The sequence below is a fragment of the Lentzea sp. CC55 genome, from assembly GCF_021056325.1.
Taxonomy (GTDB): Bacteria; Actinomycetota; Actinomycetes; order Mycobacteriales; family Pseudonocardiaceae; genus Lentzea; species Lentzea jiangxiensis.
Genome location: NZ_JAJCXE010000011.1, coordinates 1 through 26,990, shown reverse-complemented (window position 1 = coordinate 26,990; position 26,990 = coordinate 1). Strand labels below are relative to the sequence as shown.

General features: G+C 69.7%; 24 protein-coding genes and 1 pseudogene. 11 read left to right on the top strand and 14 right to left on the bottom strand.

The window, feature by feature from the left end; genetic code table 11:
* Positions 1–65: 65 nt before the first annotated feature.
* Both L6E10_RS07295 and L6E10_RS07290 read right to left on the bottom strand, forming a co-directional pair.
* A complete protein-coding gene (locus L6E10_RS07295; RefSeq protein ID WP_236218048.1) occupies positions 66–986 on the bottom strand; it encodes a GNAT family N-acetyltransferase in 921 nt (306 codons plus the stop codon).
* Positions 987–997: 11 nt separating this feature from the next.
* Entirely contained in the window at positions 998–1,831 is an 834-nt protein-coding gene (locus L6E10_RS07290; RefSeq protein ID WP_236218046.1) for a class I SAM-dependent methyltransferase, read from the bottom strand.
* Positions 1,832–2,009: 178 nt separating this feature from the next.
* Here L6E10_RS07290 and rpsA point away from each other — a divergent pair, with 178 nt between their 5' ends.
* The 3 genes from rpsA to coaE all read left to right on the top strand — a co-directional run bounded on the left by rpsA (position 2,010) and on the right by coaE (position 5,790).
* Positions 2,010–3,500, top strand: coding sequence for a 30S ribosomal protein S1 (gene rpsA / locus L6E10_RS07285; protein WP_053737214.1), 1,491 nt, complete (start codon positions 2,010–2,012; stop codon positions 3,498–3,500).
* A gap of 513 nt (positions 3,501–4,013) precedes the next feature.
* Entirely contained in the window at positions 4,014–4,631 is a 618-nt protein-coding gene (locus L6E10_RS07280; RefSeq protein WP_236218044.1) for a hypothetical protein, read from the top strand.
* A 10-nt stretch (positions 4,632–4,641) separates the two neighbouring features.
* Entirely contained in the window at positions 4,642–5,790 is a 1,149-nt protein-coding gene (gene coaE, locus L6E10_RS07275) for a dephospho-CoA kinase (protein ID WP_236218042.1), read from the top strand.
* On the opposite strand, the gene L6E10_RS07270 is transcribed toward coaE, so the two are convergent.
* The gene (locus tag L6E10_RS07270) at positions 5,766–6,284 is read right to left on the bottom strand and encodes a DUF402 domain-containing protein (protein ID WP_236218040.1); all 519 of its coding nucleotides are present in this window, start codon (positions 6,282–6,284) and stop codon (positions 5,766–5,768) included. The genes coaE and L6E10_RS07270 overlap by 25 nt on opposite strands.
* A gap of 88 nt (positions 6,285–6,372) precedes the next feature.
* Positions 6,373–6,882 carry a DUF402 domain-containing protein gene (locus L6E10_RS07265; protein ID WP_236218038.1) on the bottom strand — a complete coding sequence of 170 codons (510 nt, stop codon included), beginning with the start codon at positions 6,880–6,882 and terminating at the stop codon, positions 6,373–6,375.
* A gap of 50 nt (positions 6,883–6,932) precedes the next feature.
* On the opposite strand from L6E10_RS07265, the gene L6E10_RS07260 reads away from it, so the two are divergent.
* The 5 genes from L6E10_RS07260 (at position 6,933) to L6E10_RS07240 (ending at position 11,889) form a co-directional block, all read left to right on the top strand.
* Positions 6,933–8,042, top strand: coding sequence for a DUF5685 family protein (locus tag L6E10_RS07260; RefSeq protein ID WP_236218036.1), 1,110 nt, complete (start codon positions 6,933–6,935; stop codon positions 8,040–8,042).
* 56 nt (positions 8,043–8,098) lie between these two features.
* A complete protein-coding gene (uvrB, locus tag L6E10_RS07255; RefSeq protein ID WP_308102679.1) occupies positions 8,099–10,261 on the top strand; it encodes an excinuclease ABC subunit UvrB in 2,163 nt (720 codons plus the stop codon).
* Positions 10,262–10,570: 309 nt separating this feature from the next.
* Positions 10,571–11,002 (top strand): MarR family transcriptional regulator, encoded by a 432-nt coding sequence (locus L6E10_RS07250; protein WP_308102678.1) that lies wholly within the window; start codon positions 10,571–10,573, stop codon positions 11,000–11,002.
* Positions 11,003–11,009: 7 nt separating this feature from the next.
* Complete coding sequence (locus L6E10_RS07245) at positions 11,010–11,357, top strand: MmcQ/YjbR family DNA-binding protein (RefSeq protein ID WP_236218034.1); 348 nt, start codon at positions 11,010–11,012, stop codon at positions 11,355–11,357.
* Between the two features lie 139 nt (positions 11,358–11,496).
* On the top strand, positions 11,497–11,889 hold the full coding sequence (locus tag L6E10_RS07240; RefSeq protein WP_236218032.1) for a VOC family protein: 393 nt from the start codon (positions 11,497–11,499) through the stop codon (positions 11,887–11,889).
* A 1-nt stretch (position 11,890) separates the two neighbouring features.
* Here the strand turns inward: L6E10_RS07240 and L6E10_RS07235 are convergent, their stop codons facing one another.
* The 3 genes from L6E10_RS07235 to L6E10_RS07225 are packed head-to-tail and all read right to left on the bottom strand — an operon-like array spanning position 11,891 to position 15,709.
* A complete protein-coding gene (locus L6E10_RS07235) occupies positions 11,891–12,817 on the bottom strand; it encodes an ABC transporter permease (RefSeq protein WP_236218030.1) in 927 nt (308 codons plus the stop codon).
* Positions 12,814–13,050: a hypothetical protein gene (locus L6E10_RS07230; protein ID WP_236218027.1), complete on the bottom strand. Its 237-nt coding sequence runs from the start codon at positions 13,048–13,050 to the stop codon at positions 12,814–12,816. The genes L6E10_RS07235 and L6E10_RS07230 overlap by 4 nt, the downstream gene beginning before the upstream one ends.
* Positions 13,043–15,709 (bottom strand): alpha/beta fold hydrolase, encoded by a 2,667-nt coding sequence (locus L6E10_RS07225; protein ID WP_374236036.1) that lies wholly within the window; start codon positions 15,707–15,709, stop codon positions 13,043–13,045. The genes L6E10_RS07230 and L6E10_RS07225 overlap by 8 nt, the downstream gene beginning before the upstream one ends.
* Positions 15,710–16,236: 527 nt before the next feature.
* On the opposite strand from L6E10_RS07225, the gene L6E10_RS07220 reads away from it, so the two are divergent.
* Positions 16,237–17,241 carry a TerC family protein gene (locus tag L6E10_RS07220; RefSeq protein WP_236218023.1) on the top strand — a complete coding sequence of 335 codons (1,005 nt, stop codon included), beginning with the start codon at positions 16,237–16,239 and terminating at the stop codon, positions 17,239–17,241.
* Between the two features lie 55 nt (positions 17,242–17,296).
* Here the strand turns inward: L6E10_RS07220 and L6E10_RS07215 are convergent, their stop codons facing one another.
* Positions 17,297–18,499 carry an amidohydrolase family protein gene (locus tag L6E10_RS07215; protein WP_236218021.1) on the bottom strand — a complete coding sequence of 401 codons (1,203 nt, stop codon included), beginning with the start codon at positions 18,497–18,499 and terminating at the stop codon, positions 17,297–17,299.
* Between the two features lie 89 nt (positions 18,500–18,588).
* On the opposite strand from L6E10_RS07215, the gene L6E10_RS07210 reads away from it, so the two are divergent.
* Positions 18,589–20,448: a S9 family peptidase gene (locus tag L6E10_RS07210; protein WP_236218019.1), complete on the top strand. Its 1,860-nt coding sequence runs from the start codon at positions 18,589–18,591 to the stop codon at positions 20,446–20,448.
* An 86-nt stretch (positions 20,449–20,534) separates the two neighbouring features.
* Here L6E10_RS07210 and L6E10_RS07205 read toward each other — a convergent pair whose 3' ends face one another.
* Positions 20,535–21,191, bottom strand: coding sequence for an RES family NAD+ phosphorylase (locus L6E10_RS07205; RefSeq protein WP_236218017.1), 657 nt, complete (start codon positions 21,189–21,191; stop codon positions 20,535–20,537).
* Positions 21,192–21,219: 28 nt separating this feature from the next.
* Positions 21,220–21,804, bottom strand: coding sequence for a DNA-binding protein (locus L6E10_RS07200; protein ID WP_236218014.1), 585 nt, complete (start codon positions 21,802–21,804; stop codon positions 21,220–21,222).
* A gap of 156 nt (positions 21,805–21,960) precedes the next feature.
* Here L6E10_RS07200 and L6E10_RS07195 point away from each other — a divergent pair, with 156 nt between their 5' ends.
* Positions 21,961–23,130, top strand: a complete 1,170-nt coding sequence (locus tag L6E10_RS07195) for a glycosyltransferase 87 family protein (RefSeq protein ID WP_236218012.1) — start codon at positions 21,961–21,963, stop codon at positions 23,128–23,130.
* A 204-nt stretch (positions 23,131–23,334) separates the two neighbouring features.
* Here the strand turns inward: L6E10_RS07195 and L6E10_RS07190 are convergent, their stop codons facing one another.
* The 4 genes and pseudogenes from L6E10_RS07190 to L6E10_RS07175 form a co-directional block, all read right to left on the bottom strand.
* On the bottom strand, positions 23,335–24,234 hold the full coding sequence (locus tag L6E10_RS07190) for a hypothetical protein (RefSeq protein WP_236218010.1): 900 nt from the start codon (positions 24,232–24,234) through the stop codon (positions 23,335–23,337).
* Between the two features lie 355 nt (positions 24,235–24,589).
* Positions 24,590–24,952: a toxin-antitoxin system YwqK family antitoxin gene (locus L6E10_RS07185; RefSeq protein WP_236218008.1), complete on the bottom strand. Its 363-nt coding sequence runs from the start codon at positions 24,950–24,952 to the stop codon at positions 24,590–24,592.
* 2 nt (positions 24,953–24,954) lie between these two features.
* A complete protein-coding gene (locus L6E10_RS07180) occupies positions 24,955–25,302 on the bottom strand; it encodes a toxin-antitoxin system YwqK family antitoxin (RefSeq protein WP_236218006.1) in 348 nt (115 codons plus the stop codon).
* Positions 25,302–26,990 (bottom strand): annotated as a pseudogene (locus tag L6E10_RS07175) (YwqJ-related putative deaminase); the annotation flags it as partial. The gene L6E10_RS07180 and the pseudogene L6E10_RS07175, both read right to left, overlap by 1 nt.

The following is a 26,990-nucleotide window of genomic DNA, read 5'->3' as shown; positions in this document are numbered from 1 at the left end:
CTTTGAACTGACCAGTCAGTACAAATTCTCCCGCAGACCTGTGCGCGTGGCAACTCGGACATAGGTCACCTGAGAGCGGAAGCGGGGCGTACTTCCCAGACGGTCCACAACGGCCGGTAGCCCTGGCGCGGCCAGAAGACGCTGCTCAGCGGGTTCGGCGGGTTGTAGTAGAGGTACGTGCCGACCGTGCCCATCCGGTGCAGCTCCTGGTGGGCGTGGGCGAGCAACTGCTGGCCGATGCCGCTGCCGCGGGCGCCCGGCAGCACCGAGACGCAGTTCACGTAGCCCCAGCGGCCGAGGGGCAGCCGCGTGGCCGCCATCGAACCGGGTTCGGAGGACACGACCGCGCACTCGGCGAGCGCCACCGCGATGCCGTCGCGTTCGGCGAGCCAGATGGGACTCGCGTTCTCCAGCCGCTCCGCCAGTGCGCGGCGCTTCACCGCCGCCGCGTCGGGACGCACGACCGTCGAGCCGACATAGGAGGAGAACTCGAGCTCCGCGAGCGAGAGCTGCAGCACGGTCTCCAGGTCGTTCGAGGTCGCGCGGCGGATCGTGAGCGTGCGGGAGAGCTGCCGGTCGGGCGTCCCGAGCCGGACCGCGAGCACCGACAGCGGCACCAGGCCGTGGTCGAGGAACGCCCGCGCGGCGTGGACGTCACGGCTCGGCCAGTGCACGACGCACGCGGTGTCCTCGCCGACGTCCTGCGCGTCGAGGTGCCGGCGCAAGCGGGTGAGCAGCGCGTCCATGCCCTGCGAGCCGCCGACCAGCGGCACCATCTCCCACACCTCCGCCGCCGACCAGAGCCTCGTCGTCGAGTGCGGTTCGAACCTCTGGTGGCTGACGACCCCGGCCACGCGCGTGCCGTCCGCCAGCGCCGCCGTGAGGACGTGGCCGTCCGTCGGCGGTTCGGCGGCAGGGGGGAGCAGCGGGTCCAGTGAAGCGAAGCGTGCTGACTGGGCCGCCACCAGTGCGCGTGCCGAGGTCATGACCGGTGAGATTACGACGTCAGGCGCGTCCGGAAGATCGCGGTGCCGGGGAAGAGCTTGCCGCGCAGGGGGCTCCACTGGCCCCAGTTGCGCGTGTGGCCCTTCGGCCATTCGGGCTCGACCAGGTCCTCGAGCACGAAGCCGGTGCCCGTGAGCGCGCGGACGTAGTCGCCGAGCGTGCGGTGGTGCTCGACGTAGGTCGCCCGGCCCTCCTCGTCGACCTCCACGTACGGGGTGCGGTCGAAGTACGACTGCGTGACGGTGAGGCCGAGCGGGCCCGGGTCGTCCGGGAAGATCCACCGCATCGGGTGATTCACCGCGAACACCCACGGGGAGCCGGGGCGGAGCACGCGGGCGACCTCGCCGAAGACCTCCCGGACGTCCGCCACGAACGGCACCGCGCCGAACGCCGAGCACGCGGCGTCGAAGGAGCCGTCCCTGAACGGCAGCTGGTCGGCGCTGGCCTGCACGAGCGGGACGTCGATGCCGGTCTCGGCGTTGTTCGCGCGGGCGTGGCGCAGCATGCCCGCCGAGATGTCGAAGGCGGTGACGTCGGCCTCGTGGTCCTTGAGCCACCGCGCGCACGGGGCGCTGCCGCAGCCGACCTCGAGGACGCGCCGGCCGGCGACGTCGCCGAGGAAGCGCGCATCCTCCTCGCGCAGGCCCTCCGGGCACCAGACGAAGTCCGACGCGCCGAGGAAGTCGCCGTGCGTCCGGTGGTAGTCGTCGGCGTCGGCGTCCCACCAGATCCGGTTCGCCACGCGCGACTCCGCGGCGTCCGCACCGCGCTTGACGATGCCGGCGGTGCCGAGCGCTTGTTCCGCGCTCGCGTGCTGGTTGGACACACTGCTCCTTCACGTGGGGGCTGGTTTGCTTGCGCCTCTGGCGGCCGCGTACGATATCGCGTGCGTAGTGGGTTAGTGCTGCCCATGATCCAGAACCGCGGGATTCCAGGTCGCTGCGACGCTGCGCGCGCACCACTACCAGCCATCAATGCCAATCCGTACCGGAGCCACCTACCTAATGTCCACCGACACCACCACCGCCCCCGTTGCCGCTGCGCCCAAGCAGGTCGCGATCAACGACATCGGGACGGAGGAGGACTTCCTCGCAGCTATCGACAAGACGATCAAGTACTTCAACGACGGCGACATCGTTGAGGGCACGATCGTCAAGGTCGACCGGGACGAGGTCCTGCTCGACATCGGCTACAAGACCGAGGGCGTCATCCCCTCGCGCGAACTGTCGATCAAGCACGACGTCGACCCCAACGAGGTCGTCAAGGTCGGTGACGAGGTCGAGGCGCTTGTTCTCCAGAAGGAGGACAAGGAAGGCCGTCTGATCCTCTCCAAGAAGCGCGCCCAGTACGAGCGCGCGTGGGGCACCATCGAGGCCCTCAAGGAGAAGGACGAGCCCGTCAAGGGCACGGTCATCGAGGTCGTCAAGGGTGGTCTCATCCTCGACATCGGCCTCCGCGGCTTCCTCCCCGCCTCGCTCGTCGAGATGCGTCGCGTCCGCGACCTCCAGCCGTACGTCGGCCGCGAGCTCGAGGCGAAGATCATCGAGCTGGACAAGAACCGCAACAACGTGGTCCTGTCCCGCCGCGCGTGGCTCGAGCAGACCCAGTCCGAGGTCCGCAGCGAGTTCCTCAACCAGCTGCAGAAGGGCCAGGTCCGCAAGGGCGTCGTGTCCTCGATCGTCAACTTCGGTGCCTTCGTGGACCTGGGTGGCGTCGACGGTCTCGTCCACGTCTCGGAGCTGTCCTGGAAGCACATCGACCACCCGTCCGAGGTCGTCGAGGTCGGTCAGGAAGTCACCGTCGAGGTCCTCGACGTCGACATGGAGCGCGAGCGCGTCTCCCTGTCGCTGAAGGCCACGCAGGAAGACCCGTGGCGCCAGTTCGCCCGCACCCACGCGATCGGTCAGATCGTGCCGGGCAAGGTCACGAAGCTGGTTCCGTTCGGTGCGTTCGTCCGCGTGGACGAGGGCATCGAGGGCCTGGTCCACATCTCCGAGCTGGCCGAGCGCCACGTCGAGATCCCGGAGCAGGTCGTCCAGGTCGGCGACGACGTCATGGTCAAGGTCATCGACATCGACCTCGACCGCCGTCGCATCTCGCTGTCGCTCAAGCAGGCCAACGAGGGCTTCACGGTCGACACCGAGTTCGACCCGACCCAGTACGGCATGGCCGCCGAGTACGACGACCAGGGCAACTACATCTACCCCGAGGGCTTCGACCCGGAGACCCAGGAGTGGCAGGACGGCTTCGACAAGCAGCGTGAGGAGTGGGAGCGCCAGTACGCCGAGGCGCACACTCGTTACGAGGCCCACATGAAGCAGATCCGCAAGGCCGCCGAGGCCGAGGAAGAGGCTTCGGCCGAGGGTGCGGGCAACTACACCTCCGGTGGCGACGCTCCGTCCACCTCGGTCGGCGCGCCGGCCCAGTCCGGTGGCACGCTCGCTTCCGACGAGCAGCTCGCTGCTCTGCGGGAGAAGCTGTCGGGCGGCATGTGAGTCGCTAGCTAGACCCTTCAGGAGCCCCCGCGCCGTTGGCGCGGGGGCTTTTGTCTTGTGCGCGTCGCCCGAGCACGGGCTGTGCCCGCCTCACGGCGCCGCATCCGCCACGCCACCTGCCTGTCGCGCCGTTCGCCCGCTCCGCGCCCACCGGCCGCGCCGCGCCCATCACACTCTGGCGCACTGCACCACGCCGCGCTGGCCGCGCCGTCCGAACCGGACCGCGCCCGACCGCACCGCACAGTCCGCGCCCGCCGCACCGAACCGCCCAGACCGGACCGCGCCCACCACGCCGCACCGCGCTTGCCGCCCCGCGCCCACCGCACCGGACCGCCCCGCGCCTGCCGCCCAGCGCTCACCTCGCCTGCTGCCCCGCCCGCCGCGTCCTACCTGCCCGACGCACCACAATGCACTCGCCTCGCCTCATCCCACGCACCTCGCCGCGCCTTGCTCCGCGTCCACCCGTTCACTCTGTGGTGGAGGCTCAACCCCGTTGTGTAAGTTGGCAAACCTATGCGTGGGAACAGGTTCTTCGTGACGCTGGGCGCGGGTGCGCTGATGATCTGTGCTGGCTGCGCCACCACTGCGCCGCAAACTCAGGCGCCGCCGCCCCAAATCCCGAAGATCACCCCGTCCACCTCGCCGTCGCGCGTGCCGACGATGGTGGACCGGCCGTTGCCGGACGACTGCGAGCTCGTGGTGCCCGCCGCGGTCATGAACGCGACCCTGGGGCAGGAGCTGCCCGGGGAGCCCCGGATCATCATCGGCGTCAAGGAGCCGGCGATCGGCAAGACCGGGAAGATCGACTGCTACTACGGGATCCCCGAGAAGAAGAACCTGCCGGACGCCAAGATCGTCGTCGGGTTGTCGACCTACGCGGACGAGGCCACGGCTCGCGCCCGCGTCACCGAGAGCATCGACGTCGAGCGGGCGCAGGGGGCGAAGACCACCGAGGTCGACGTCGGCAAGCAGAAGGGGACGTTGATCGAGGGCAAGAACGAGCAGCTGCTCGTCGGGTCGCTCGGTAAGACGACGTTCGTGGTGCGCAACCGGCACAACTTCGTGCCCAAGGAGCGGTTGATCGCCGTCCTGCCGGTACTCGCCCAGCAGGCCATGACCCCTCCCGTCTAACCTGGCCCGCATGCTCAGGGTGGGGTTGACCGGCGGGATCGGGTCGGGGAAGTCGACTGTCGCGCGGCTGCTCGCGGAGAACGGCGCCGTGGTCGTCGACGCGGACAAGCTCGCCCGTGAGGTGCTGGAGCCCGGCAGCGAGGGGCTCGCGGAGGTCGTCGAGGCGTTCGGGGAGGACGTGCTGAACGCCGACGGCACGCTCGACCGGGCGGCGCTGGCGGCCAAGGCGTTCGCCACCGAAGACGCACGCCAGACGCTCAACGAGATCACGCACCCCCGCATCGGGGCGTTGACCGGGCAGCGGATGGCCGAGGCGCCCGAGGACGCGATCGTCGTGCACGACATCCCGTTGCTGGTGGAACGGGACATGGCGGCGGTCTACCACCTGGTCGTCGTGGTGTACGCGGACTCGCGGACGCGGCTGCAGCGGTTGGTCGGCAGCCGGGGCATGGACCGGTCGGACGCCGAGAAGCGGATCGCCGCGCAGGCCACCGACGAGCAGCGGCGGGCCGTCGCGGACGTGTGGCTGGACAACAGCGGTGAGGTCCCGGACGTCACGGCGTTGTGGGACCGGCTGGTGGGCTTCGAGAAGAACGTGCGCACGCGCTCGTACGCGTCGGGCTCGCCGTTGGTGGTGCCCTACGACGAGCAGTGGCCCGCCCAGGCGCGGCGGCTCGCCCGGCGGATCAGCCTCGCGGCCGGCGGGCGGCACGTGGAGCACATCGGCTCCACGTCGGTGCCGGGGCTCGCGGCCAAGGACGTCCTCGACTTCCAGGTGGCCGTCGAGGACATGGCAGCCGCGGACGGTCTGCGGGAAGCGTTGGCGCAGGCCGGTTTCCCCTACGTGGGGCCCTACGGGGACACGCCGCGCGGCGAGGGCGACTGGAGCAAGCGCCTGCACGCCGGGGCGGACCCCGGGCGGCGGGTGAACCTGCACCTGCGCGTCGAGGGCGCTGCCAACTGGCGGTGGGCGGTCGACTTCCGCGACTGGTTGCGGCACGACGCGCAAGCGCGCGAGGAGTACGCGAACGTCAAGCTGGAGCTGTCACAACGGTTCGCGGCCGACGCCGACGGTTTCGCCTACGGCGAGGCCAAGGACCCGTGGATGGCGGCGGCCGCAGAGCGCGTCCGGGCCTACAGGGACGGCCAGGAGTCGTAGATGCCGTGCCACGTCAGCCACGACATCAGGTTGTGGTTGACGTTGCTCAGCTCTTCGAGGGCGCGGTGGACGGTGCGCAGCGCCTGGTCGGCGTCGCCCGGTCGCAGTACGTGGCCCGCGACGGCGGCGGCGAAGTCCTCGCTGCGCACGATGCGGGGCGTGGTGCCGCCGGGGACGGCGAGGCCCAGCAGGAGGTCGGTGGTCTGCCAGTGGCGGTGGTCGCGTTCGACCCGCACGGCGGACAGGATGCTCGGGCCGCTGCGGGAGTGCCGCGAACGGGCCCGGTGGTTCGTGAGGCGCAGGCCCAGTTCCGGCATCAGCCAGGTGATCTCGGAGTCCGAGAACGGGTCTTCCGGCGTGGGGTGTTCGATTCGCAGACCCCACCTTTCGACATAACACGAACTGAGCGTTCGCGAGCCGCCGGACGAATACGAGCGCATGCCCGAAATGGTGTCGACGACATCGACCAGCTGAGGTGTAGTGACCGCTCCCACGCCGCCGAGGGTAGTCAAATATGTGCTCCCAGTTACACGGCGGGTTGATTCGTTACGTCACGTTCAGATGACGATCACACTGTGTGTATCAACGCCAGGTCGTGGGACAACCCGAATAGGTGAGCCACCGGAGGACATCGTGACCGTGCGCTGAAATACCGGACACCGCCGAGTAGGTGGTTTCCAACGCCCATTGCGCGCGTTCCGCAGAGATCAGCTTCTGCTGCACCGCGGCGATCAACTCGTCCGTGTCCAGAACCGTCACGCTTCGATCCGTCCGGACGATCAGGTCGAGGTAGAGGTCGATCGTCCTCCACACGCTGCCGATCGCGGTGATCTCGACGACGTCGACGTAGAAGTCGAAGTCGAGCTCGTGGCCGCGGTGCCACGACTGGCGCGTGACGCGGAGGTTCAGCTTCGGCAGGAACCAGCTCTCGAAGTGGCTGATCTTCGGATGCCCCGCGAGCGGCCGGAACATGTAGAGGCCCGCCGGGGTCAGCCGGTACTCGTCGACGCTCCTGAGGTGCCCCTTGGGATCGGTGTTGCTCTTGGCGTCCAGGTCGAAGTACTCGATCTTCGGCGGATGGATGTGTGCCACGTCGGCGATACTGCCATCGCCGGGGCTCCAGGCCACTTAGGATGCCGCGCATGTTCGGGATCATCCGCCCCTGCCGCAACAGGTTGGGGACTGAGCTGCGGTCCGCGTGGCTCTCGCACCTGTGTGGAATGTGCCTGTCTTTGCGCGACGAGCACGGTCATCTCTCGCGCCTCGTCACGAACTACGACGGGCTGGTGATCTCGGCGGCGGTGGAGGCGCAGTCCGGAGTCTCGCGGAGGACCGCCGGCCCCTGCGCGTTGCGCGGCATGAAGTCCGCCGACGTGGCCGTCGGCTCCGGGGCGCGGCTGGCGGCGTCGGTGTCGCTGGTGCTCGCGTCGTTGAAGATCCAGGACCACGTGGACGACGGCGACGGGCTCGCGGGCAAGGTGCCGTGGGCGGGGCGCGCGATGGCGCACCGCTGGGCCGCCAAAGGCCTCGAAACGGCGTCCGACCTGGGGTTCGACGCGTCGGTGATGGTGGCCGCGGTCCGGCGGCAGCCCGAGGTGGAGGCCGGGACCGGGCTCGGCAGCTCGGTGCTCGTCGTGACCGAGCCGACCGAGACGGCGACGGGGTTCGCCTTCGCGCAGACCGCCCTGATCGCCGGCAGGCCGCAGAACACCGAGCCGCTGCGCGAGGTGGGACGGCTGTTCGGGCGGGTGGCGCACCTGATCGACGCGGCGGAGGACCTCGAGGAGGACCGGGCGTCCGGCGCCTGGAACCCGCTGCTCGTCACCGGGACGTCCGTCGAGGAGGCGCACCGGCTGTGCCTGGACGCCTTGACGGGCGTCAAGCTGGCCCTCGACGAGGTCGAGTTCACCGACTCGCGCCTTGTGCACAAGCTGATGGTGCACGAGCTGGAAGAGTCGGTGATCCGCGTGTTCGGCAAGCGGCACCGGCACCCGCCGGGCCAGCCCCGCTGGTCGGATCCGGGCAGCGGGCTGTGGGCGTACCCGAGGCTCAACTGGCAGCGCAGGCCGCGCGGGTGCTTCGAGGGCTGCGGCGCGTTCCTCTACATGTGCGGAACGTGCCAGTTCTGCTGCCGCGACCCGTTCCCCGGCCCTTGGAGCGACAAGCGGCGCGACGGGTGCGGCGGCGACTGCGGCCCGAACTGCGACTGCAACTGCAACAGCTGCGACTGCTGTTGCTGCCCGTGTGACTAGGGGCTCTGACCTGGCCTGATCGGAAATTGTCGGACCCGCGGCGTAACGTGCTTCCCGTGGCATTCGCAACCGAGCTCCCGCCAGAGGAGAGCACCGTCAAGGCGCACTCCGAACACCGTCCCGTCGGCGACATCGTCCGCACCGACGGGCAGTTCCGCGTGGTCAGCGAGTACCAGCCGGCGGGCGACCAGCCGGCCGCGATCGACGAGCTGGAGCGCCGCGTGCGCTCCGGCGAGCGCGACGTGGTGCTGCTCGGCGCCACCGGCACCGGCAAGTCGGCGACCACGGCGTGGCTGGTCGAACGGCTGCAGCGCCCCACGCTGGTCATGGCGCCGAACAAGACGCTGGCCGCCCAGCTGGCGAACGAGCTGAAGGAGCTGTTCCCGCACAACGCGGTGGAGTACTTCGTCAGCTACTACGACTACTACCAGCCCGAGGCGTACATCCCGCAGACGGACACGTACATCGAGAAGGACTCCTCGATCAACGAGGACGTGGAGCGCCTGCGCCACTCGGCCACGATGTCGCTGCTGACCCGGCGCGACGTCATCGTGGTCGCGTCCGTCTCGTGCATCTACGGCCTCGGCACGCCGCAGTCCTACCTCGACCGCTCCATCCCGCTCGAGGTGGGCGTGGAGGTCGACCGCGACGCGTTCCTGCGCCTGCTGGTCGACGTCCAGTACACCCGCAACGACATGTCGTTCACCCGCGGCTCGTTCCGCGTGCGCGGCGACACGGTCGAGATCATCCCGTCCTACGAGGAGCTCGCGGTGCGCGTCGAGTTCTTCGGCGACGAGATCGACAAGCTCTACTACCTGCACCCGCTGACGGGCGACGTGGTCCGCGAGGTGAACGACCTGCGGATCTTCCCGGCGACGCACTACGTGGCCGGTCCGGAGCGCATGGAGCGGGCGATCCGCGACATCGAGGCGGAGCTCGAGACGACGCTCGCGCAGATGGAGCGCCAGGGCAAGCTGCTGGAGGCGCAGCGCCTGCGCATGCGCACCCAGTACGACCTGGAGATGATGAAGCAGGTCGGCTTCTGCAACGGCATCGAGAACTACTCGCGCCACATCGACGGCCGCGCCCCCGGCACCGCGCCCGCGACGCTGCTCGACTACTTCCCCGACGACTTCCTGATGGTCATCGACGAGTCGCACGTGACGGTGCCGCAGATCGGCGGCATGTACGAGGGCGATGCCTCGCGCAAGCGCAACCTCGTCGAACACGGCTTCCGCCTGCCCTCCGCGCTCGACAACCGCCCGCTGACGTGGGAGGAGTTCGCCGACCGGATCGGCCAGGTCGTGTACCTGTCCGCGACCCCCGGCCCGTACGAGCTCGGCCAGTCCGGCGGCGAGTTCGTCGAGCAGGTCATCCGCCCGACCGGCCTGGTCGACCCGCAGATCGTGGTCAAGCCGACCGAGGGCCAGATCGACGACCTGGTGCACTCGATCCGCGAGCGCGCCGAGCGCGACGAGCGCGTGCTGGTCACGACGCTGACCAAGAAGATGGCCGAGGACCTGACGGACTACCTGCTCGAGCTGGGCATCCGCGTCCGCTACCTGCACTCCGAGGTCGACACGCTGCGCCGCGTCGAGCTGCTGCGCCAGCTGCGGCTCGGCGAGTTCGACGTGCTGATCGGCATCAACCTGCTGCGCGAGGGTCTCGACCTCCCCGAGGTGTCGCTGGTGGCGATCCTCGACGCGGACAAGGAGGGCTTCCTGCGGTCCGGGACGTCGCTGGTGCAGACGATCGGCCGCGCCGCCCGCAACGTGTCCGGTGAGGTCCACATGTACGCGGACCGGATCACCGACTCGATGCAGCACGCGATCGACGAGACGAACCGGCGGCGGGTCAAGCAGGTCGCCTACAACACCGAGCGCGGGATCGACCCGCAGCCGTTGCGGAAGAAGATCACCGACATCCTGGAGGCGGTGTACTCCGAGATCGAGGACGAGGTGCCGGTCGGCGGGTCCGGGCGGAACGCGTCCCGGGGCAAGAGGGCCGCCGGGGAGAGCGGGCGCTCTTCCGGGGTGGTGGCTTCTCACGAGCGGGCCGGGATGGCCCGGTCGGAGCTGGCTGACCTGGTGCAGTCGTTGACCGATCAGATGATGAACGCTGCCCGGGATCTGCAGTTCGAGCTGGCTGCCCGGTTGCGGGACGAGATCCAGGACCTGAAGAAGGAACTCCGGGGAATGGACGCCGCCGGGGTGAAGTGAGGGGTTGGGGGACGCGTCGGTTTCGTTGGCCGTCCCACTTTTGCCAGGGGCGGCTTGGCATTGCCTGGTGGTTGTGCCTGCGGTCGTCATGGGGAGACGGCTCGGCTTCGCCTTCGCAAGCCTCGCTTTCAGCATCGCAGTCGAGAAACGCGTCCATAGTGGACGATTTGTTGCGGTGCGTTAGCTCGGTGTGTGCGGTGCGTAATCTTGTGGCCGTATAACGATTTGCGCTTCCCGCGTAAATCCCCCTCTGGGGTGAGATGTGCGCGGACGGCTTTCGTCAGAGCGTGAGGCGGCCATGATCTCGGGGTGGATGTGGACTCCCACCTTGCCGCGGTGGAGCAGGCGCTGATCGCCGTGCGACGCAGTCAGTCGCGTCGGGCGCTGGCGGAGCTCGCTGTTCCGGCCTTCGACGTACTGGACGTGGTGGAAACCGCCGAGCGGGCCGGTGCTCAGGCCACGGTTTCCAGCGTTGCCCTGGCTTTGCACGTCGACCAGCCCCGGGCCAGCAAGCTCGTCACCAGTGCCGTCGACGCCGGGCTGGTGGCCAGGGTCGCCGACAAGGCCGACGGGCGGAGGGTGTTGCTCGTGCGGACGCCTCGGGGGCGGGCCACCTCCGCTGAGCTGCACCGGGCTCGGCAGAGTGCCTGTGCTGCCGCCATGGCGGACTGGACGGAGGAGGAGCGGGTGGAGTTCGCCCGGTTGCTCACCCGTTTCGTCGCGGTGTTCGGCGCGCGATAATCCTGTTGTGACACTGGATGAGCTGATCGCCTACTGCGCTTCGAAGCCCGGTGCGGAAGAGACGTATCCGTGGGGCGAGGCCGAGTTGGTGTGCAAGGTCGGCGGGAAGGCGTTCGCCTTCGTCGGGCTCGACATGCACACCGTGGGGCTCAAATGCGGTGCTGACGCCGAGGCCGCCGCTGTGTGGCGAGAGCGCTTTCCGGGCGACGTCACGGTGAGCGGGTACGTCGGGCGTTACGGGTGGAACACCATCTCGCTCAAGGGTTCTGTGCCCGACGACGAACTGCTGGAGCTGGTCGACGGGTCCTACGAGGCCGTCGTCGCGCGGTTGCCGCGGTCCAAGCGGCCTGCTTAGCGGTCCTCCGGCTGGAGGGGATGCCCGAGCTTGCCGCGTTGGCAGGCGAACGGGCCGCCGTTGACGGCCGGCTGGTCGATCTTCCCGCCGTCGCTGCTCCCGGACAGTGGTTGTCCGCATTGGTCTCTACGGTTGGCTCATGGCAATCGGAATCCAGGTCACGATGGACGCGGCGGACCCCGGCAAACTGGCCGCCTTCTGGGCTGAGGCGCTCGGTTACGTGGTGCAGCCGCCGCCTCCCGGGTTCGACTCCTGGGAGGACTTCGCGGTCAAGAACAACATCCCCTTCGAGACGATCAACGACTACTCGGCGATCGTTGATCCGGAGGGCGGGGGACCGCGGTTCTTCTTCCAGCGCGTGCCGGAGGGCAAGACAGCGAAGAACCGCCTCCACCTCGACGTGAACGCCGGGCTGGAGGCGGTGGACCGCCTCGTCGCCCTCGGGGCCACCAAGGTCCAGGAGTTCGAGGACAACAAGGGCCATTGGGTCGTGATGCTCGACCCCGAGGGCAACGAGTTCTGCGTGCAGTGACCTAGCTCGTGATGTCCTTCGTCTTGAACCGGCGCGCGGCGAGCAGCGTGAAGATGCCGCCGTAGACGAGCGCGGAGAACGTCCCCCGGGTCATCTCCGACCAGTCGATGTCGGTCGAGAGCAGGTCGACCCAGGCCATCGCGTAGTGCGTCGGCAGGTAGTTGCGCAGGTCCTCGAGCGGCTCGATCTGGTCGAGGATCTGCGACACGATCGAGACGAGCACCGTGCCGCCGACCGCGCCGAGCGGTGCGTCGGTGGACACGGACAGGAACATCGCGAGGCCCGCGACCCAGAAGAGGTTGATCGCGATGTAGACCACCGCGAGCGCCACGCCGAGCACGCCGTCGGCGAACGGTGCGGCTTCGCCGGTCGGGCTCACCACCTCGCCGGCGCCGTACCAGGCGACGCCGACGCCCAGGGCCACCGCGGGGAGCAGGGCCAGGGCGAAGACGCTGAGGATGCCGCTGCTGACGGCCTTCTGCCTCAGCAGGCGGTGCCTCGGGATCGGCGCCGCGAGCAGGTACTTGAGGCTCGACCACGACGCTTCGGACGCGATCGTGTCGCCGAAGAACAGCGCCACGATCATCGGCAGCAGGAAGCTGCTGCTCACGAACAGCGTGAGCACCACGAAGTTGATGCCGCTGGCGGTGGCGAGGTCCACGAAGCCGCCGGAGCGGCGGTTCGGGTTCGCCTGACCGATCTCGAAGCTCGCCGCCAGGATGAACGGCAGCAGCACCAGGAACGCCAGCACGAGCTGGGTCCGGCGGCGGCGGATCTGCCGTTGCAGCTCGACGTGGACGCGCAGCGTGCGGCGTGCCTTGTAGCCGGACGCCGAGCCGTCCGGCGCCACCTTCGTGTGGTGCTGGGCGGCCGCGTCGGTCAGGTCCTTCAGCGCGCCGGGATCGGTGTGGACGCCGTTGTCGCTCATCGGTCCACCTCCTGGCGGATCGGTGCCTTGGTGCGGTTCGGGTTCGCGGTGAGCACCGTTCGCACGAGGGGCATGGCTTCGGCGGGCCCGGAATTGTCGGTGTCGCCTGGGATAATGGAATCAAGGGGACCCCCTTCGCCGACGAGCAGCGTGCGCTCGCTCGACGAGGGGACCTCTGCTTCGGCGTGGGTCTCGGCGGTCGCGGAGGCGGCCGCCATCAGGAAGTCATTCACCGACCAGCTCCAAGAACGCGTCTTCCAGCCTGCGCCGCGGGCCCACCTGGTCCACCGCCACGCCGGCCGCCACGAGAGCGGTCAGCGCGGCGGCGCGCGGGACGCCGTTCATCGACGCGTGCACGGCGTCCTCGTCCTCGTGCACGTCGTGCACGCCTTCGAGGCTTCGCAGGACATCCGCCGCCTTCGAGGGGGAGTCGACGCGGAACGTCGTCTCGCCGCCTCCCGCCGCGATGTCGGCCACCTCGCCCGCGGCGACGAGCTGGCCCTTGTGCATCACGACCACGTGCGAACAGGTCTGCTCCACCTCGGCGAGCAGGTGGGACGAGACGACCACCGTGCGGCCCGCCGCGGCGTAGCGGCGCAGGACGTCGCGCATCTGGTGGATCTGGGGCGGGTCGAGACCGTTGGCGGGCTCGTCCAGGATCAGCAGGTCCGGCAGGCCGAGCATCGCCTGGGCGATCGCGAGGCGCTGCCTCATGCCCTGGCTGTACGTCCGCACGCGGCGGTGCACCGCCTTGCCGAGGCCCGCGATCTCCAGCGCCTCCTCGACGTGCGCCTCGCTCTCGGGCCTGCCCGTCGCCGCCCAGTACAGGCGCAGGTTCGCGGCGCCGGAGAGGTGCGGCAGGAAGCCGGAGCCCTCGACGAACGAACCGATGCGCGACAGCACCGGGTTGCCGGGCGTGACCTTGTGGCCGAAGACCCGGATGTGTCCCTCGGACGGGTGAATCAGGCCCATGACCATGCGCAGGGTCGTGGTCTTGCCGGCGCCGTTGGGGCCGAGCAGGCCGAGGACCATGCCGTGCTCCACGCGGAACGACAGGTCCTTCACGGCGGTCACGCCGCCGGGGTAGGCCTTCGTGAGGTTCGAGATGACCAGCGGCACGCCCGCGAGGTCGGGGTCCGAGTCCTGCGCCATGCGGCGGCGGAACATCGCGACGACGCCCGCGCCGATCAGCACCAGCAGCGCGATGACGATGCCCCACAGGGCACCCACCGGGAAGCCGGTCGTCACGTTGCGGCCCGGCACCACCGGCACCGACAGCTCGTCGGACGCCAGGGAGATCCGGTACGCGGCGGGCTGCTCGGCGTTCGCGAACGCTTGGTCCGTCGTCGACACGACCAGGGCGAGCTTGTGACCGCTCTCGACCGGGCGCACCGCACCGGGCAGCGTCACCGTCACCTCGGCCGCCGAACCGTCCGGCGGCAGTGCCACGCGGAACGGGGCGACGGTCGAGCCCGGCAGCACGCGCGTGCCGTCGGTGGAGACGTCGTAGAGCTTCGCGAACAGGATCGCCTCGCCGGACGTCTGGTCGCCGCGCGCGACGCGCAGCTTGACCGTGGACGACCCGGTCAGCAGCACCTGCGACTCGAGCGCCTCGGAGTTGAACACCGCGGCCTGGCCCGGCAGGTCGAGCGAGAGCAGCGACGAGATCGCCGAGGACCGCGCGAGCGCCGAGCCGAGGCCCGGCAGGTTGCTGATCGCCGCCGGGTTGCCGCCCGCCGGGTTCACCGCCACCTGCTCGCGCCCGGAGAGCTTCACCGTCTTGCGCTCGGTGGTGGAACCCCCGGTCAGGCCGGGGTAGGACGGCGTGACGACCGTGCGCAGCGACGGCTGGCCGGACGAGCGGAACGCGCCCTGCACCGAGTACTCGAAGCCGGTGCCCGGGTCGGCGCCGTTGCCGCGCAGGTGGAAGTCCATCCAGTCCGCGATCTGGCCGCGCAGCGCGGTGCCGGGGCTGCCGCCGTCGTGGCCGCCCGCGTACCAGACCATCTTCACCTTGCCGCCCGCCGCGGCGATCTGGCGTGCGGTCGCGTCGGACTGGTCGAGGCCGAACAGGGTGTCCTGCTCGCCCTGCACCAGCATCGTCGGCTGCTTGATCTGGTCGGTCACGGCGACGGGGGACGACTTGCGCAGCAGTTCGAGCGTCGGCTGCGTGGCACGGCCCGTCGTGGCGACCTCGGTGTACGCGGCGCACACCTCGGGCGTGAAGCGGCCGCACGCGCCGAGCGCCGGCGTCGGCGGTTGCTGTCCCGCCGCACCGCCGGTCCCGCCCGGCTGCTGCTGGACGGCCGGCTGGTTCGACTGGGTCTGGCCCATCTCCGGTGCCTCGCCCGTGGGCGACGACAGGTCGATCGACGTCATGCCCGCCGAGAAGAAGATGCCCGCCCACGACCGCTTGAAGACGCCGTCCTCGCCGAACGCCGTGGCGGCCGGGGTGGTGTCCGTGCGCGGGGTCGCCAGTGCCGAGTTCGGCAGCAGCGCCTGCGCGAGGTCGTTGTAGGTGATGACGGGGACGAGGGTGTCGACGCGCTTGTCGACGCCCGCGAGCAGCAGTGACAACGCACCGCCGTACGACGCGCCCGTCACGCCGACGCGCGGATCGCCGCCGCCGTCCTTCTGCACCTCGTCACGTGTGCCGAGGAAGTCGAGCAGCTTCTGCGCGTCGCGGACCTCGCGGTCGACGGAGTTCAGCGCGATCTGCCCGGTGCTGCGGCCGAAGCCGCGCGCGGACCACGTCAGCACGACGAAGCCGCGCCGGGCGAACTCCTCGGCCTGGGTGTGCACGCTGCGCAAGCTGCCACCGAAGCCGTGCGCGAGCATGATCGCGGGCGCGGGCGTCTGCTGGGGGAGGTAAAGACGCGTCTCGATCGTCACCGTCTGAGCGCTGTCGGGGCTCTCGGGTGCGTCGATGTTCGCTTCTTTGAAGGAAACGGCTACGGGGTCGTCCCCGGATCGAGTGAAGTACACGCCACCTGCGACGAGGGCGAGTACCACGATCAAAGCGGGAATCGTCCACCTGCCGCGAAGGCGGGAGAGGCGGGACACGTGGTTGACGATATGCGAGTTTCGCTGAGAACGACCGGTCGGGATCCGCTGGCGGTCTCAGCATGAGTGGATCTTCAGCCGAGCTTCAGCTACAGCCGGTTCCGGCCCGAACGACACGCTGCGTATTCCCGTTGCGGCTGGTTGCGTGGGTCTGCTCACCCTGTGTGGCGCTGAACGACCTCCGTAGCGCACAATGTTGACGCAGCATGGAGGGGAGTACTCCCTAAGCGGCGGTGTCGTCAGTACGGAGCTCGGCGTGGAGCTTCCGGTGCCGTCGGTCGTTCGAGAGATCATCTCGGCGGCGGAGGAGACCTCCGGGTTCTTTGGCGTGCGCTGAGTCTCCCGGAGGTTGGGTTGTGAACGTCCCCGCATGGATGTGGATCGCGACGATCGTGGGTCTGCTCGTTCTTCTCGCTGTCGACCTCGTGATCGTCGATCGGAAACCCCATGAGGTGACGATCGGTGAAGCCGCCCGCTGGGTGATCTTCTACGTCGCGATGGCCGCCGTCTTCGGCGTCGGCATCTGGTACTTCTCCGGTGGGCAGTACGCGACCGAGTTCTTCGCCGGGTACATCACGGAGTACTCGCTCAGCGTCGACAACCTGTTCATCTTCTTGATCATCATGACGACGTTCAAGGTGCCGGCGATCCACCAGCACAAGGTGCTGCTGATCGGCATCCTGCTCGCGCTCGTCATGCGCGGCATCTTCATCGCGGCCGGCGCGGCTCTCATCAGCAAGTTCAGCTGGGTCTTCTTCATCTTCGGCGCGTTCCTCATCTACACCGGCTGGCAGCTGGCGCGGGAGAACCACGAGGAGGAAGAGGAGTACAAGGAGAACCTGATGCTGCGCATGGTGCGCAAGGTTTTCCCGGTGACCAACGACTTCCACGGCTCCAAGTCGTTCATCAAGATCGACGGCAAGCGCTTCGTGACCCCGATGTTCATCGTGATGGTCGCGATCGGCTCCACCGACCTGCTCTTCGCGCTCGACTCGATCCCCGCGATCTTCGGCCTCACCAAGGAGCCGTTCCTGGTGTTCACGGCCAACGCGTTCGCGCTGATGGGTCTGCGCCAGCTGTACTTCCTGCTCGGCGGCCTGCTCGCGAAGCTCGTCTACCTGTCGATCGGCCTCTCGGTCATCCTCGGCTTCATCGGCGTGAAGCTCATCCTCGAGGCGCTGCACACCAACACCCTGCCGTTCCTCAACGGCGGCGAGCCGTTCCACGTGCCGACCATCGGCATCGAGGTCTCGCTGTCGGTGATCATCGGCGTCCTGGCGATCACGACCGTCGCCAGCCTCCTCAAGGTGAAGCGCCACCCGGAGGCCGCGAAGCACCTCGACGCCAACGCGAACCACTAGTCCCGACGCGGTGAAGTGGCACGTGCCCCCCCGGGGTACGTGCCACTTCCGCTTTTCAGGCGACGGAGACGCCGTTCTGGTAGACGGCGCGGACGGCCTGCTTGAGCGTTCCGGCCTTCACGTGCTGCTCGGCGTCACCCTCCACGAGCACGAGGTCGGCGAGCTTGCCGGGCGCGAGCTCACCGAGTTCGTCCCCGAGGCGCATCAGCTCGGCGGCGGAGGTGGTGGTCGCGTGGAGGGCCTCGGCGGGCGTCATGCCGTACTCGACCATCAGCGTGAGCTCGTTCAGGTTGTCGCCGTGCGGGCCGACGCCGGAGTCGGTGCCCATCGCGATCTTCACACCCGCCTCGTGGGCTTTCCGGAACGACTGGAAGTGCTGCGTGACAACGGTCCTCGCCTTGTCCAGGATGACGTCGGAGATCGCCACGCCCGCGGCGGCCTGGTCGAGCACCATGCGCGGCGCCATCAGCGTCGGCACGAGCCACGTGCCGTTCTCGAGCATCTCCTCGACGCCCTCGTCGGTGAGGAAGACGCCGTGTTCGATGGAGCGGACGCCGTTGCGCACGGCCGTGAGGATGCCGTCGCCGCTCATCGCGTGCGACATGACCGCGATGCCCGCGGCGTTGGCCTCCTGCACGATCATCGCGATCTCCTCGTCGCGGAAGTGCGCGTGCCGGGGGTTGCTGCGCGGTGACATCACGCCGCCGCTCGAAGCGATCTTGATGATGTCGGCGCCGTGGCGGACGAGCGTGCGGACGACCTTGCGCAGCTCCTCGGGACCGTCGGCGACGGTGTCGGGCAGACCGGGGTGCAGCGGCGGCGAGACGTGCGCGCCGCACTGCATCCAGTCGTCGTTGTGACCGCCGGTCTGCGACACCATGTTGACCGCGATCTGCATCCGCGGGCCCTGGACGAGCCCGCGCCGCACGGCCTCGGCGACACCGAGGTCGGCGCCGAGCGCGTCGCGGACCGTGGTGATGCCGCACTGCAGCGTCGCCTTCATGTTGCCGATCGCCTCGTAGAACGGCAGCGAGAACGGCGTGTTCAACGACCGGACCAGGTCCGCGCCGCTGAACATGAAGTGCACGTGGCAGTCGAAGAGCCCCGGCAGGACGGTGTGGCCGGTCGCGTCGACCACGGTGTCGCCGTCGAGTCCGATGCCCACGTCGACGATGCGGTCGCCCTCGACGACCACGTCGCCGGGTTCGGTCGTCCGGCCGGTGAAGACCCTGCCCCCAGAGAACACGATGCGCGTCATACGCGGGAATCTATGCGGTGAGTCAATTTTTGTGATCGGTCAACAAACAACTCTGAGCTTTGCTAACAAGTTCTGTTAGCGTCCACGCCGTGCGCCCAGAAGACCTGCAGCTGCTCACCACGCCCGGCACCGTCGCCGTGTCCGGAGACCTGGTGCTGGTCAGCATCACCAAGCCCGATCTCGAGAAGAACACCTACCGGGGCGGTCTGCACCGGGTGTTCCCGGACGGCACGACAACGCCGTGGACACACGGTGATCGTGACAATGCGCAGCGCATTTCTCCCGATGGTCGTTTTGTCGCTTTCCTGCGCGTCAGCGGAAAGTCCAAGCCGCAGTTGTACGTCGTTCCGGTGGACGGGGGAGAGCCCCGCCCGCTGACCGACCTGCCCCTGGGCGCCGGTGCGCCGGTGTGGTCGCCGGATTCGTCGCGGATCGCGTTCGTCGCCCGCGTGCCCGAGGAAGGCCGCTACGGCACGACCGACGACGGTCCCGAGGCCGAGGCGCCGCGCCGCATCACGCGCCTGGACTACCGCGTCGACGACGTCGGCTTCCGGCTCGACCGCCGCCCGCGCCTGCACGTGGTGACGCTGGACGGCGAGGTCTCCGAGCTGACGGACGGCTCGTTCGACGTCGCCGACCCGGCCTGGATCGACGACTCGACGCTGGTGTTCGCGGCGCCGCGCGACCTCGGTGTCGTGGAGACGCTGCACGCCGACCTCTACACCGTGCCGGTCTCCGGTGGCGCGCCGTCGCTGCTGGTGCGCACGGCCGGTGACGCGTCGATGCCGTTCGTGGCCGAGTCGTCGCTGTTCTGGCTGGGCACCGAGTTCAGCGGCATCGACGCCGTCGCCCGCAACCACGGCCTGTGGAAGGCGTCGCTCGACGGGTCCGGCGCCGTGCGGCTCACCGACGTCGAAACCGTGGACGTGGAACGGCTGTCCGGTCAGCCCGTCGCGGACGCGACCGGCGTGCTCCTGGTGGTGCGCCACCGCGGCGCCCTGGAGCTGCGGCGGATCCCGTTCGACGGCGGTCCCGGCGAGGTGCTGGCCGGCGCCGAGGCCGCGGTCCGCTCGTTCGCGACGGACGGGTCCACCGTGGTCGTCGTCGTGTCCACTCCGGACGACGTCGGCCAGGTCGAGTTCGTGGGAACCGGTGTGCGCACGGCGTTCCCGTCGGTCGACGCGCGCCGGGTGGTCGAGCTGAACGGCTCGGCGTCCGACGGCTACCCGGTGCACGGCTGGCTCGTGCTGCCCGACGGCGACGGCCCGCACCCGGTCGTCGTGGCGGTGCACGGCGGCCCGTTCATGTACCACAGCTGGGGTTTCTTCGACGAGGCCCAGGTCTACGCCACGGCCGGCTACGCCGTCGTGCTGCCGAACCCGCGCGGCTCGGCGGGCTACGGCCAGGCCCACGGCCAGGCGGTCATCGGCAAGTTCGGCACCGTCGACGTCGACGACGTCCTGTCCCTGCTCGACGTCGCACTGGCCCGCGAGGACATCGACTCCGAGCGCGCCGGCGTGATGGGCGGCTCCTACGGCGGCTTCATGACGTCGTGGCTGTCCGCACACCACGGCGAACGGTTCCGCGCGGCCTGGTCCGAGCGCGCCGTGAACGCGTGGGACTCCTTCGGCGGCTCGTCGGACATCGGCTACTTCTTCGCCGACGCCTACTGCGGCCCCGACCCCGAGGCCCAGCGCGCGATGTCCCCGCTCACCTACGCCGAGAAGATCAACATCCCGTTCGCGGTCGTGCACTCCGAGCACGACTGGCGCTGCCCGCTGGAGCAGGCCCAGCGCATGTTCGTGGCGCTCAAGCGGCGCGGCGTCGAGACGGAGATGCTGATCTTCCCCGGCGAGGGGCACGAGCTCACGCGGACGGGGCAGCCGCGTCACCGCAAGCAGCGCTTCGACGCGGTGCTGGAGTGGTGGAACCGCTACCTGAAGGCGTGATCCGGGGTGGGGCTGTTCCGGTCTCCCGTCGGAGCAGCCCCGCTCGGGTTCCTAGTCGGCGGCGAAGGGTTCGTCTTCCACGCCGGTCATCCCAGGAGTGTGTAGTTCAGCTCCTCGCACACGCGCGCCAGCGGCAGGTCGAGGCCCGGGTGGTCGAGGGGCAGCAGCACGTCCGGAGCGGCGGGCAGGCCGGAGGCGCCGGGCGGGTCCCACAGGCAGATCGCCGGGTCGCCCGAGTCCATCGACGAGCGGTACCAGAGGCCGTCCAGTTCCGGGTAGGCCGCGCGGATGGCCCGTGACCAGGCCTGCGTCACGTTCTTCGGACCGGTCGAGATCTCCTGCGAGGCGCCCACGCGCGTGGGCCACAGGCCGCCCAGGTCGAGCAGCCTCAGGGTGCGGCGGGGGCGCAGCACCACGAGGAACGGCGCGCGGGTGCGGCGGTCGACGATCGAGGTGGCCTGGAAGACCTCGGCGATCGACGTGCGGACGGACAATCCGAAGTACAGGACGCCGTTCTCGTGGTCCTGGACCGGGCTGCCGTCGTCGGCCGGTTGTTGCGCGTCGAAGCGGGCGTGGGGCAGCGGGCCGGTGTAGCGGAACGTGTTCCAGCGTTGCGGGTGGGAGCCCTTGGCCGTGAAGACGCGCACGAGGCGGGTCGCGCGGTGCACCGCCACCACGTCCTCGGTGCGGCGCAGGTGTGCCTGGAGCACGGCAGGGGAAGGCGGCTGCGGAAGCCGTGACATTCGGGTCCTGTCGGGTGTTCGGGAAAGCTCAGGCAGGTGTGCCGAGCACGGAGGCCAGGGTGGCGACGCGGCGCGGGTCTCCTCCGGCGAGGAGCCAGTCGCGCGGGGTCGCGGGCTTGCCGTCGAGGGGCAGGTCCTCCTGGAGGGTGGTCATGAACGCGGCCACGACGAGCGCCGGCTGGTCAGGCGGGATCTCCGCCAGCACCGTTTCGAGACCCGGCAGCACGCCGGTGCCCGCGAACTGCCACGCGGGCAGCCGCCAGCTGCCCCTGTCCTTCCAGCCGACCAGCCTGCCGACGCCGAGGCGGTGCCGGATGCGGCTGGTGTCGACCCGCAACTGGCGCGCGGCCTCGTTCACGGTCAGCGCCGAGTCGCGCAGCACCGCGTGGGCCACGACGGTGCGGGTGCGGGGACGCGCGTCGCCGGGGCTCGCGGGGGACAGGTCGAGACCCACGTCGGTCAGGGCCGCATGCTGGTCCGGCGTGAAGTAGGTGGCCGGTTCCGGGTGCGGTGGCGCGAGCCTGCGTGCCGCGTCGGACACGAGGGCCAGGAACTCGTCGGGGCTCACCTGCAGGCCGGCCTTGGCCAGTACCGTCTCCAGCGCGGGGCTCATGCGCACAGAATAACCCGTGCGTGCGCATTTGTGCGCCCTACGAACGGCTTAAGCGCGAACGTTCGACGTTGTGCGGTCACGCCGCGACGCTACGTGATATTTCCCGGTCCGGACCGGTGACGTGGGCCTCATGTGGCCCATCGATACCATTCCCCGATGCAGCTGGACCGCTCCGCCAAGCGGGTCGTGGTGGCGTGGGGCGCCGTCATGGTCGCCACGCTCACCTACGTCATGCTCCGCCCGCCGGGGTGGTCGCTCGACCTGCGCGTCTACCGCAACGGCGGCGCTGCGTTCCTGCGGGACCTCCCGCTCTACGTCGAAGGTTTCGCCCAGCCCCTCGGCGGTCCCGACCTGCCCTTCACCTACCCGCCGATCGCGGCGGTGCTGTTCAGCCTGCTCGCGCTCGTGCCGCTCGGGGTCGCGATCTTCGCGGTGGCGGCGGCGAACCTCGCGATGCTCACGGCGCTGTGCCTGATCGCCGCCCGCCGGGTGCTCGGCGAAGGCCCGGACGCGGTCAAGTGGGGGCTCGGCGCCGCCGCGGTGGCGTCGGTCTTCGACCCGCTGCGCGAGACGCTGTGGTTCGGCCAGGTCAACCTGCTGCTGGGCGCGCTGGTGATGGCCGACTGCCTGCTGGAACGCACGCGCTGGTGGCCGCGGGGCGCGCTGATCGGGCTGGCTGCCGCGATCAAGCTGACGCCGGCGTTCTTCGCGTTGTTCTTCGTGGCACGACGGCAGTGGAAGCCCGTGTTCGTGTCCATCGGCTCGTTCTTCTTCTTCGGACTGGTGGGGTTCCTCATCTCGTTCGGCGACGCGAAGGAGTACTGGACGCACGCGCTGCTCGACCCAGGCCGCGTCGGACGCCTGACGTACGCGTCGAACCAGGCCATCCGCGGCACGCTCGCGCGGTTCGGACTGGAGAACGGTGCCCAGGTCGCCGTGTGGCTCTTGCTGGCGCTTCTGGTCGTGGCGACGGTGTGGTGGCTGGCGTCGCGTCTGGGCGAGGTCGAGTCCTTCTTCGTCGTGGCCATCGGCGGCCTGCTGATCTCGCCCGTGTCGTGGGGCCACCACTGGGTGTGGATCGCGCCCGCGCTCGTGCTGCTGTCACGGCCCGCGCTGCGCCGTCATTGGGCGTCGTGGGCGGTCGTGGCGGTGTTCGCGATCGGGCCGCACTGGCTGTTCCCGCGTGACAACGACGTCGAGCGCGACTGGCAGTGGTGGCAGCAGGCGATCGGCAACCTCTACGTGTTCGCCGGGGTCGCCGTGCTGGTCACACTCGCTGTGACGGTCGTGCGAGACCGCCGCCGAGCTGCTTCGACCGCGGGCTGAACAGCACCACGCCCGCAGGATCGCGAACACGCCGACGGTGAGCACGAACGCCATCGCGCCCGCGGCCGGGATCCGCGCATCGAGCTGCGTTCTTCGTCCGATGTGGACGGACGTCCGCGGGCTCGGGGCCAAGGACCTCACCGAGTCACCGCGGGTGGAGGACCGCCTCTCCCCGAGAGGAGAGGCGTCCCTGCGTTCTTTCGGCTAGCTCTGGCCGGTGATGATCGACACCGCGCGGTCCTGCGTCTGGTCGCTCACCTCGGCGACCTGGAAACCGCGCGCCACGACGTGCGCCACCAGCTCGGGCTCGGGCGGCAGGCCGTACTTGCGCAGGTAGTGGGGCACGGCCCCAGCCCAGATCCACGTGCCGTCGGTGCGGAAGTTGAGCGGGACGTCCTGCTCACCGTTCTGCGAGAACTCGTCCGTGTCGTAACTGCGCGCGGCCAGCACGACCGGCGCCGACTCGAGGTAGTTCAGCAGGCCGTCGATCACCTGCGGGTCGACCGGCGGCCGGTTGACGATGATGCGGCCCTCGTCGCTCTTGCCGTCGTACACGCGTGCCGTGCGCAGCTCGCCCTGGCCCTGCTGCTGGCCGGGCTGCTGCGGCGGGACCTGGTACTCCTGCTGCGGGGCCTGCTGCGGCTCCGGCTCGGGAGCGGGCAGCGGCGGCAGGCCGACGCGCTGGCGCCACCAGTCCGGGATCTGCCGGTCCGGCCGCGGGAAGCGCTGCAGCTCGTCGCGGAAACCGATGGGCGGCGGCGCGTTGCGCCAGCGCGGCTCGTCCTCGGCGTTGAAGTCCACCGTGAACGCCGCGGGCGCCTCGATCTCGTACGTCGCGCTCAGCCACGTGCCGCGCTCGGGGTGGTACATGCCCCCGCGCAGGTGCCCGAACATCTGCACGACGTCCATCGGAGGCCGCACCGGGCGCAGCTGGCCATCGGGCCCGGCGAACGCCAGGTCGACCTCGATGTGCCGCCCCGCCGCGCGGTACTCGGCCCGGATGCGCTGCCAGCCTTGCGGTACGGCCGGCAGCATGGCACGGCCGATCTGCCGCACCAGCAGCTGCTGGTCCTGCTCGCTCAGCGGTGTCGCCGGCTGGCTCATGTGGTCCTCGCCCCTCTCCCCGTGACAGCCCGCTGATCTTATCGGGCCACCGCGACGCGCGTGGGGCGGTCACACACCCCGCGCCTTGACACAACTCAAATTACGTGTTCCGCCCTGTGGTTCCAGCGGATGTCCCACCACGTGGTCCGCTGGTCCCCGGCCTGGCACCGCCGGTCGGCACGCCCTCGCCGTCCCACTCGTCACGACGGAGCTGACGGCCGTGCTCGTCGAACTCGGCTTCGACAGCGAGCTGCCCGCGAAGTAGGTGTGGAGCAAGAGGAGGTGGCCCTCGCGGCTGATCTCGACCACCTCGCCCGTGTACGGCAGGCCTTCGTGCAGGAGGCGCCTTCAGGACTCAGAGTCCCCGTGTGACGCCGGACTGCCTGTCCTCGACGAGGTTGCCTTCCTCGTCCCAGCGCCGCAACCGGATCAGCTCACCGAACTCGGTGAACAGGCTGTGCTCGGCGAGCTTGCCGTTGCGGTGCCACTCGCGCCATTCCCCGACGGCGGACCCCTTGTCGCACTGCCCCTCGATGTACTTCTCGCCCGTCGGGTACCACTCCGCCTGAGGTCCGTGCTCGATGCCCGCGGTGTACGAGGTCAACCCGATGAGCCGGCCTTCCGCATCGATGTCCTCGAGCTCGCCGGTGAACGGTTCGCCTCTGTACAGGAGAACGGCCCCTGGAGTCTCGATGACCTCGGCTCGGCCCACTCGCACGTTCAGGCGACGTACTCGTGGGTCAGCACGCCGTTCTCGTCCCACTCCCGCCGGTACAGCTGGCGACCCATGTCGTCGTACTCGGTTTCCACCGCAAGCTGCCCGTTCGGATGCCACTGCCGGTTCACGCCGACGAGAAGGCCGAACTTGATCGTCCCCTGCTTGTACGGGCGGTCTCTTCCGTACCACTCGCTGTAGGGGCCATCGGCGACACCGGAGTAATAGTGGTAGCTGGAAATGAGATTGCCCTCGCGGCCGATTTCCACCACTTCGCCGGTGTACGGCACGCCCTCGTGGAGGAGGCCGTTGTAGTCCTCGTCGGTGTCCTCGATGTTCACGCGCATCGTCATCACTCCGGGAGCTCCTGGAGTCGCGGATCACCAGGGGGATGTGTGAGTTTACCAGGGGTGCTGGGCACACCGTCGATCATGCGCGTGCAGTTCGCGCAGCACCTGGCAGGATCGGGGAACCGGTCGGACTTGCTGGGGGTGAACGCGTTGTCGACGCGCATTTCGCCCAGAATTCTTCGCAGTTCTTCCGGGCTGACGTCCGCCGGCACGCCTCGGTCGATGAGCATCTGGTTGACGTTCTTGACTTCGGCGTGCCGCGTCGGCATGTCGTTGATCGGGTACGGCGTCCGGAACTCCGAACCGTCCGGCTTGAGCAACGGCTGTCCCGTCCGGTCCGGGTGGCGGTCCGGCTGCGTGTAGCCGTTGCCGTCGCCGGCCGGGGGCGGGTTGCCCATCATGGCGTCGCGCCGTGCCGCCAGAGCCGGGTGGAGCTTGTCCTCCGGGATCAGGTCGTTCCGGCTGCCGTTGACCGACTCGTAGATCCGGCCGGTCTGCCGGTCGATCGACACGGAGGTGCACACGACGTTGTTGCTCGCGTACTTGGGGATGTTCTCCGCCGGGTGGTTCGGCGGCTTGATCGTGCCGTCGGCGATCTTGTTCTCGATCAGCTTGGCGCGGTCTTCGAGCACCCTGTTCAGGTAGCTGTCGACCGGCTGACCGTTGTAGTGCGTGATCAGGCCGTTCTCGTCGAAGTCGCACCTGTCGCGGTCGAGCGTCTCCAGCACCTGCGGCTCGGCGCGGTTGGGCGGGAGATCGTCCGGGTGGTGGGCGAACTCCGGGTCCCGCGGGTACGGCGGGTCGCCGGCCCTGTCCACGGCGCCGTCGGTGTCGTGGGTCGCGTCCGGGTCGTGGCGCTCGGTGTCCGGGGCGTAGCCGTCGTCGCCGGTCTTGGTCTTCGTGCCGTCCGGGTGGTGGGTCTCCCACTCGCCGTTCGGCGGGATCCTCGGCTCGCGCGTGCCGTCCGGGCGGACGGTGGCGTCGCTGGTGAAGACGCGGCCGTGGGTGTCGGTCCAGGCGGGCTTGGTGGGGGCGAGGACCGGGGCGTCGAGGTGCTTCGAGAGCTGCCGGGCGAAGTCGTTGCTGCCCGCGTCGCAGCCGATCAGGCGGACCGGCCTGCTGCCGTCGTACCCGCTGCGGCGGAGCATGTCCGCGTACTCGGCCGGGGTGTAGGTGTGACCGCCCACGCGGGCCCTGCCGTCCGGCGTGACGTGGACGTCCGCGGTGAAGTAACGCGGGTCGTTCGGGACGCGGTGCGGGAGGTCGCCCATGTCGCGGTCGCCGCCGTGGTGCGAGACGCCGGACGGGGTGGTCTCGGCGTGGCGCTGGTGCGCTTCGTCGGGGGACGGGCGGTCCGCGGGTGGGGCGTCGGGGTCGTGGTTGTCCGGGGCGCCGTCGTGCGGCCTGTCCGGGGTGGGGTCGTGGGGCCTGTCGGCGTCCGGGCCGCGGTGCGGCGCCTCGGTGTCCGGGGTGCGGTGCGGTGCCTCGGTCGTGTCGGTGCCGCGGTGGCGGGGGCCGTCCGGGCTGGGGGGACGGGAGCCGTCGGGACGGTGGGCGGGACCGGTGCCGTCCGGGCGGGACGGGCTGTCGGGCCGGTGGGGTGCGTCGGGACGGGACGGGCCGCCGTGCGGTGCGTTCGGGCTGTGGGGAGCGTTCGGGTGCGTCGGGCCGGACGGCTGCGGGCGCATCGG

What these genes read in the sequence shown, in the direction of transcription:
- L6E10_RS07295 (WP_236218048.1), bottom strand. Translation starts at nt 986, where the DNA reads ATGACCTCGGCACGCGCACTGGTGGCGGCCCAGTCAGCACGCTTCGCT.
- rpsA (WP_053737214.1), top strand. Translation starts at nt 2,010, where the DNA reads ATGTCCACCGACACCACCACCGCCCCCGTTGCCGCTGCGCCCAAGCAG.
- L6E10_RS07280 (WP_236218044.1), top strand. Translation starts at nt 4,014, where the DNA reads ATGCGTGGGAACAGGTTCTTCGTGACGCTGGGCGCGGGTGCGCTGATG.
- coaE (WP_236218042.1), top strand. Translation starts at nt 4,642, where the DNA reads ATGCTCAGGGTGGGGTTGACCGGCGGGATCGGGTCGGGGAAGTCGACT.
- L6E10_RS07260 (WP_236218036.1), top strand. Translation starts at nt 6,933, where the DNA reads ATGTTCGGGATCATCCGCCCCTGCCGCAACAGGTTGGGGACTGAGCTG.
- L6E10_RS07240 (WP_236218032.1), top strand. Translation starts at nt 11,497, where the DNA reads ATGGCAATCGGAATCCAGGTCACGATGGACGCGGCGGACCCCGGCAAA.
- L6E10_RS07235 (WP_236218030.1), bottom strand. Translation starts at nt 12,817, where the DNA reads ATGAGCGACAACGGCGTCCACACCGATCCCGGCGCGCTGAAGGACCTG.
- L6E10_RS07215 (WP_236218021.1), bottom strand. Translation starts at nt 18,499, where the DNA reads ATGACGCGCATCGTGTTCTCTGGGGGCAGGGTCTTCACCGGCCGGACG.
- L6E10_RS07205 (WP_236218017.1), bottom strand. Translation starts at nt 21,191, where the DNA reads ATGTCACGGCTTCCGCAGCCGCCTTCCCCTGCCGTGCTCCAGGCACAC.
- L6E10_RS07200 (WP_236218014.1), bottom strand. Translation starts at nt 21,804, where the DNA reads ATGAGCCCCGCGCTGGAGACGGTACTGGCCAAGGCCGGCCTGCAGGTG.
- L6E10_RS07195 (WP_236218012.1), top strand. Translation starts at nt 21,961, where the DNA reads ATGCAGCTGGACCGCTCCGCCAAGCGGGTCGTGGTGGCGTGGGGCGCC.
- L6E10_RS07190 (WP_236218010.1), bottom strand. Translation starts at nt 24,234, where the DNA reads ATGAGCCAGCCGGCGACACCGCTGAGCGAGCAGGACCAGCAGCTGCTG.
- L6E10_RS07180 (WP_236218006.1), bottom strand. Translation starts at nt 25,302, where the DNA reads ATGACGATGCGCGTGAACATCGAGGACACCGACGAGGACTACAACGGC.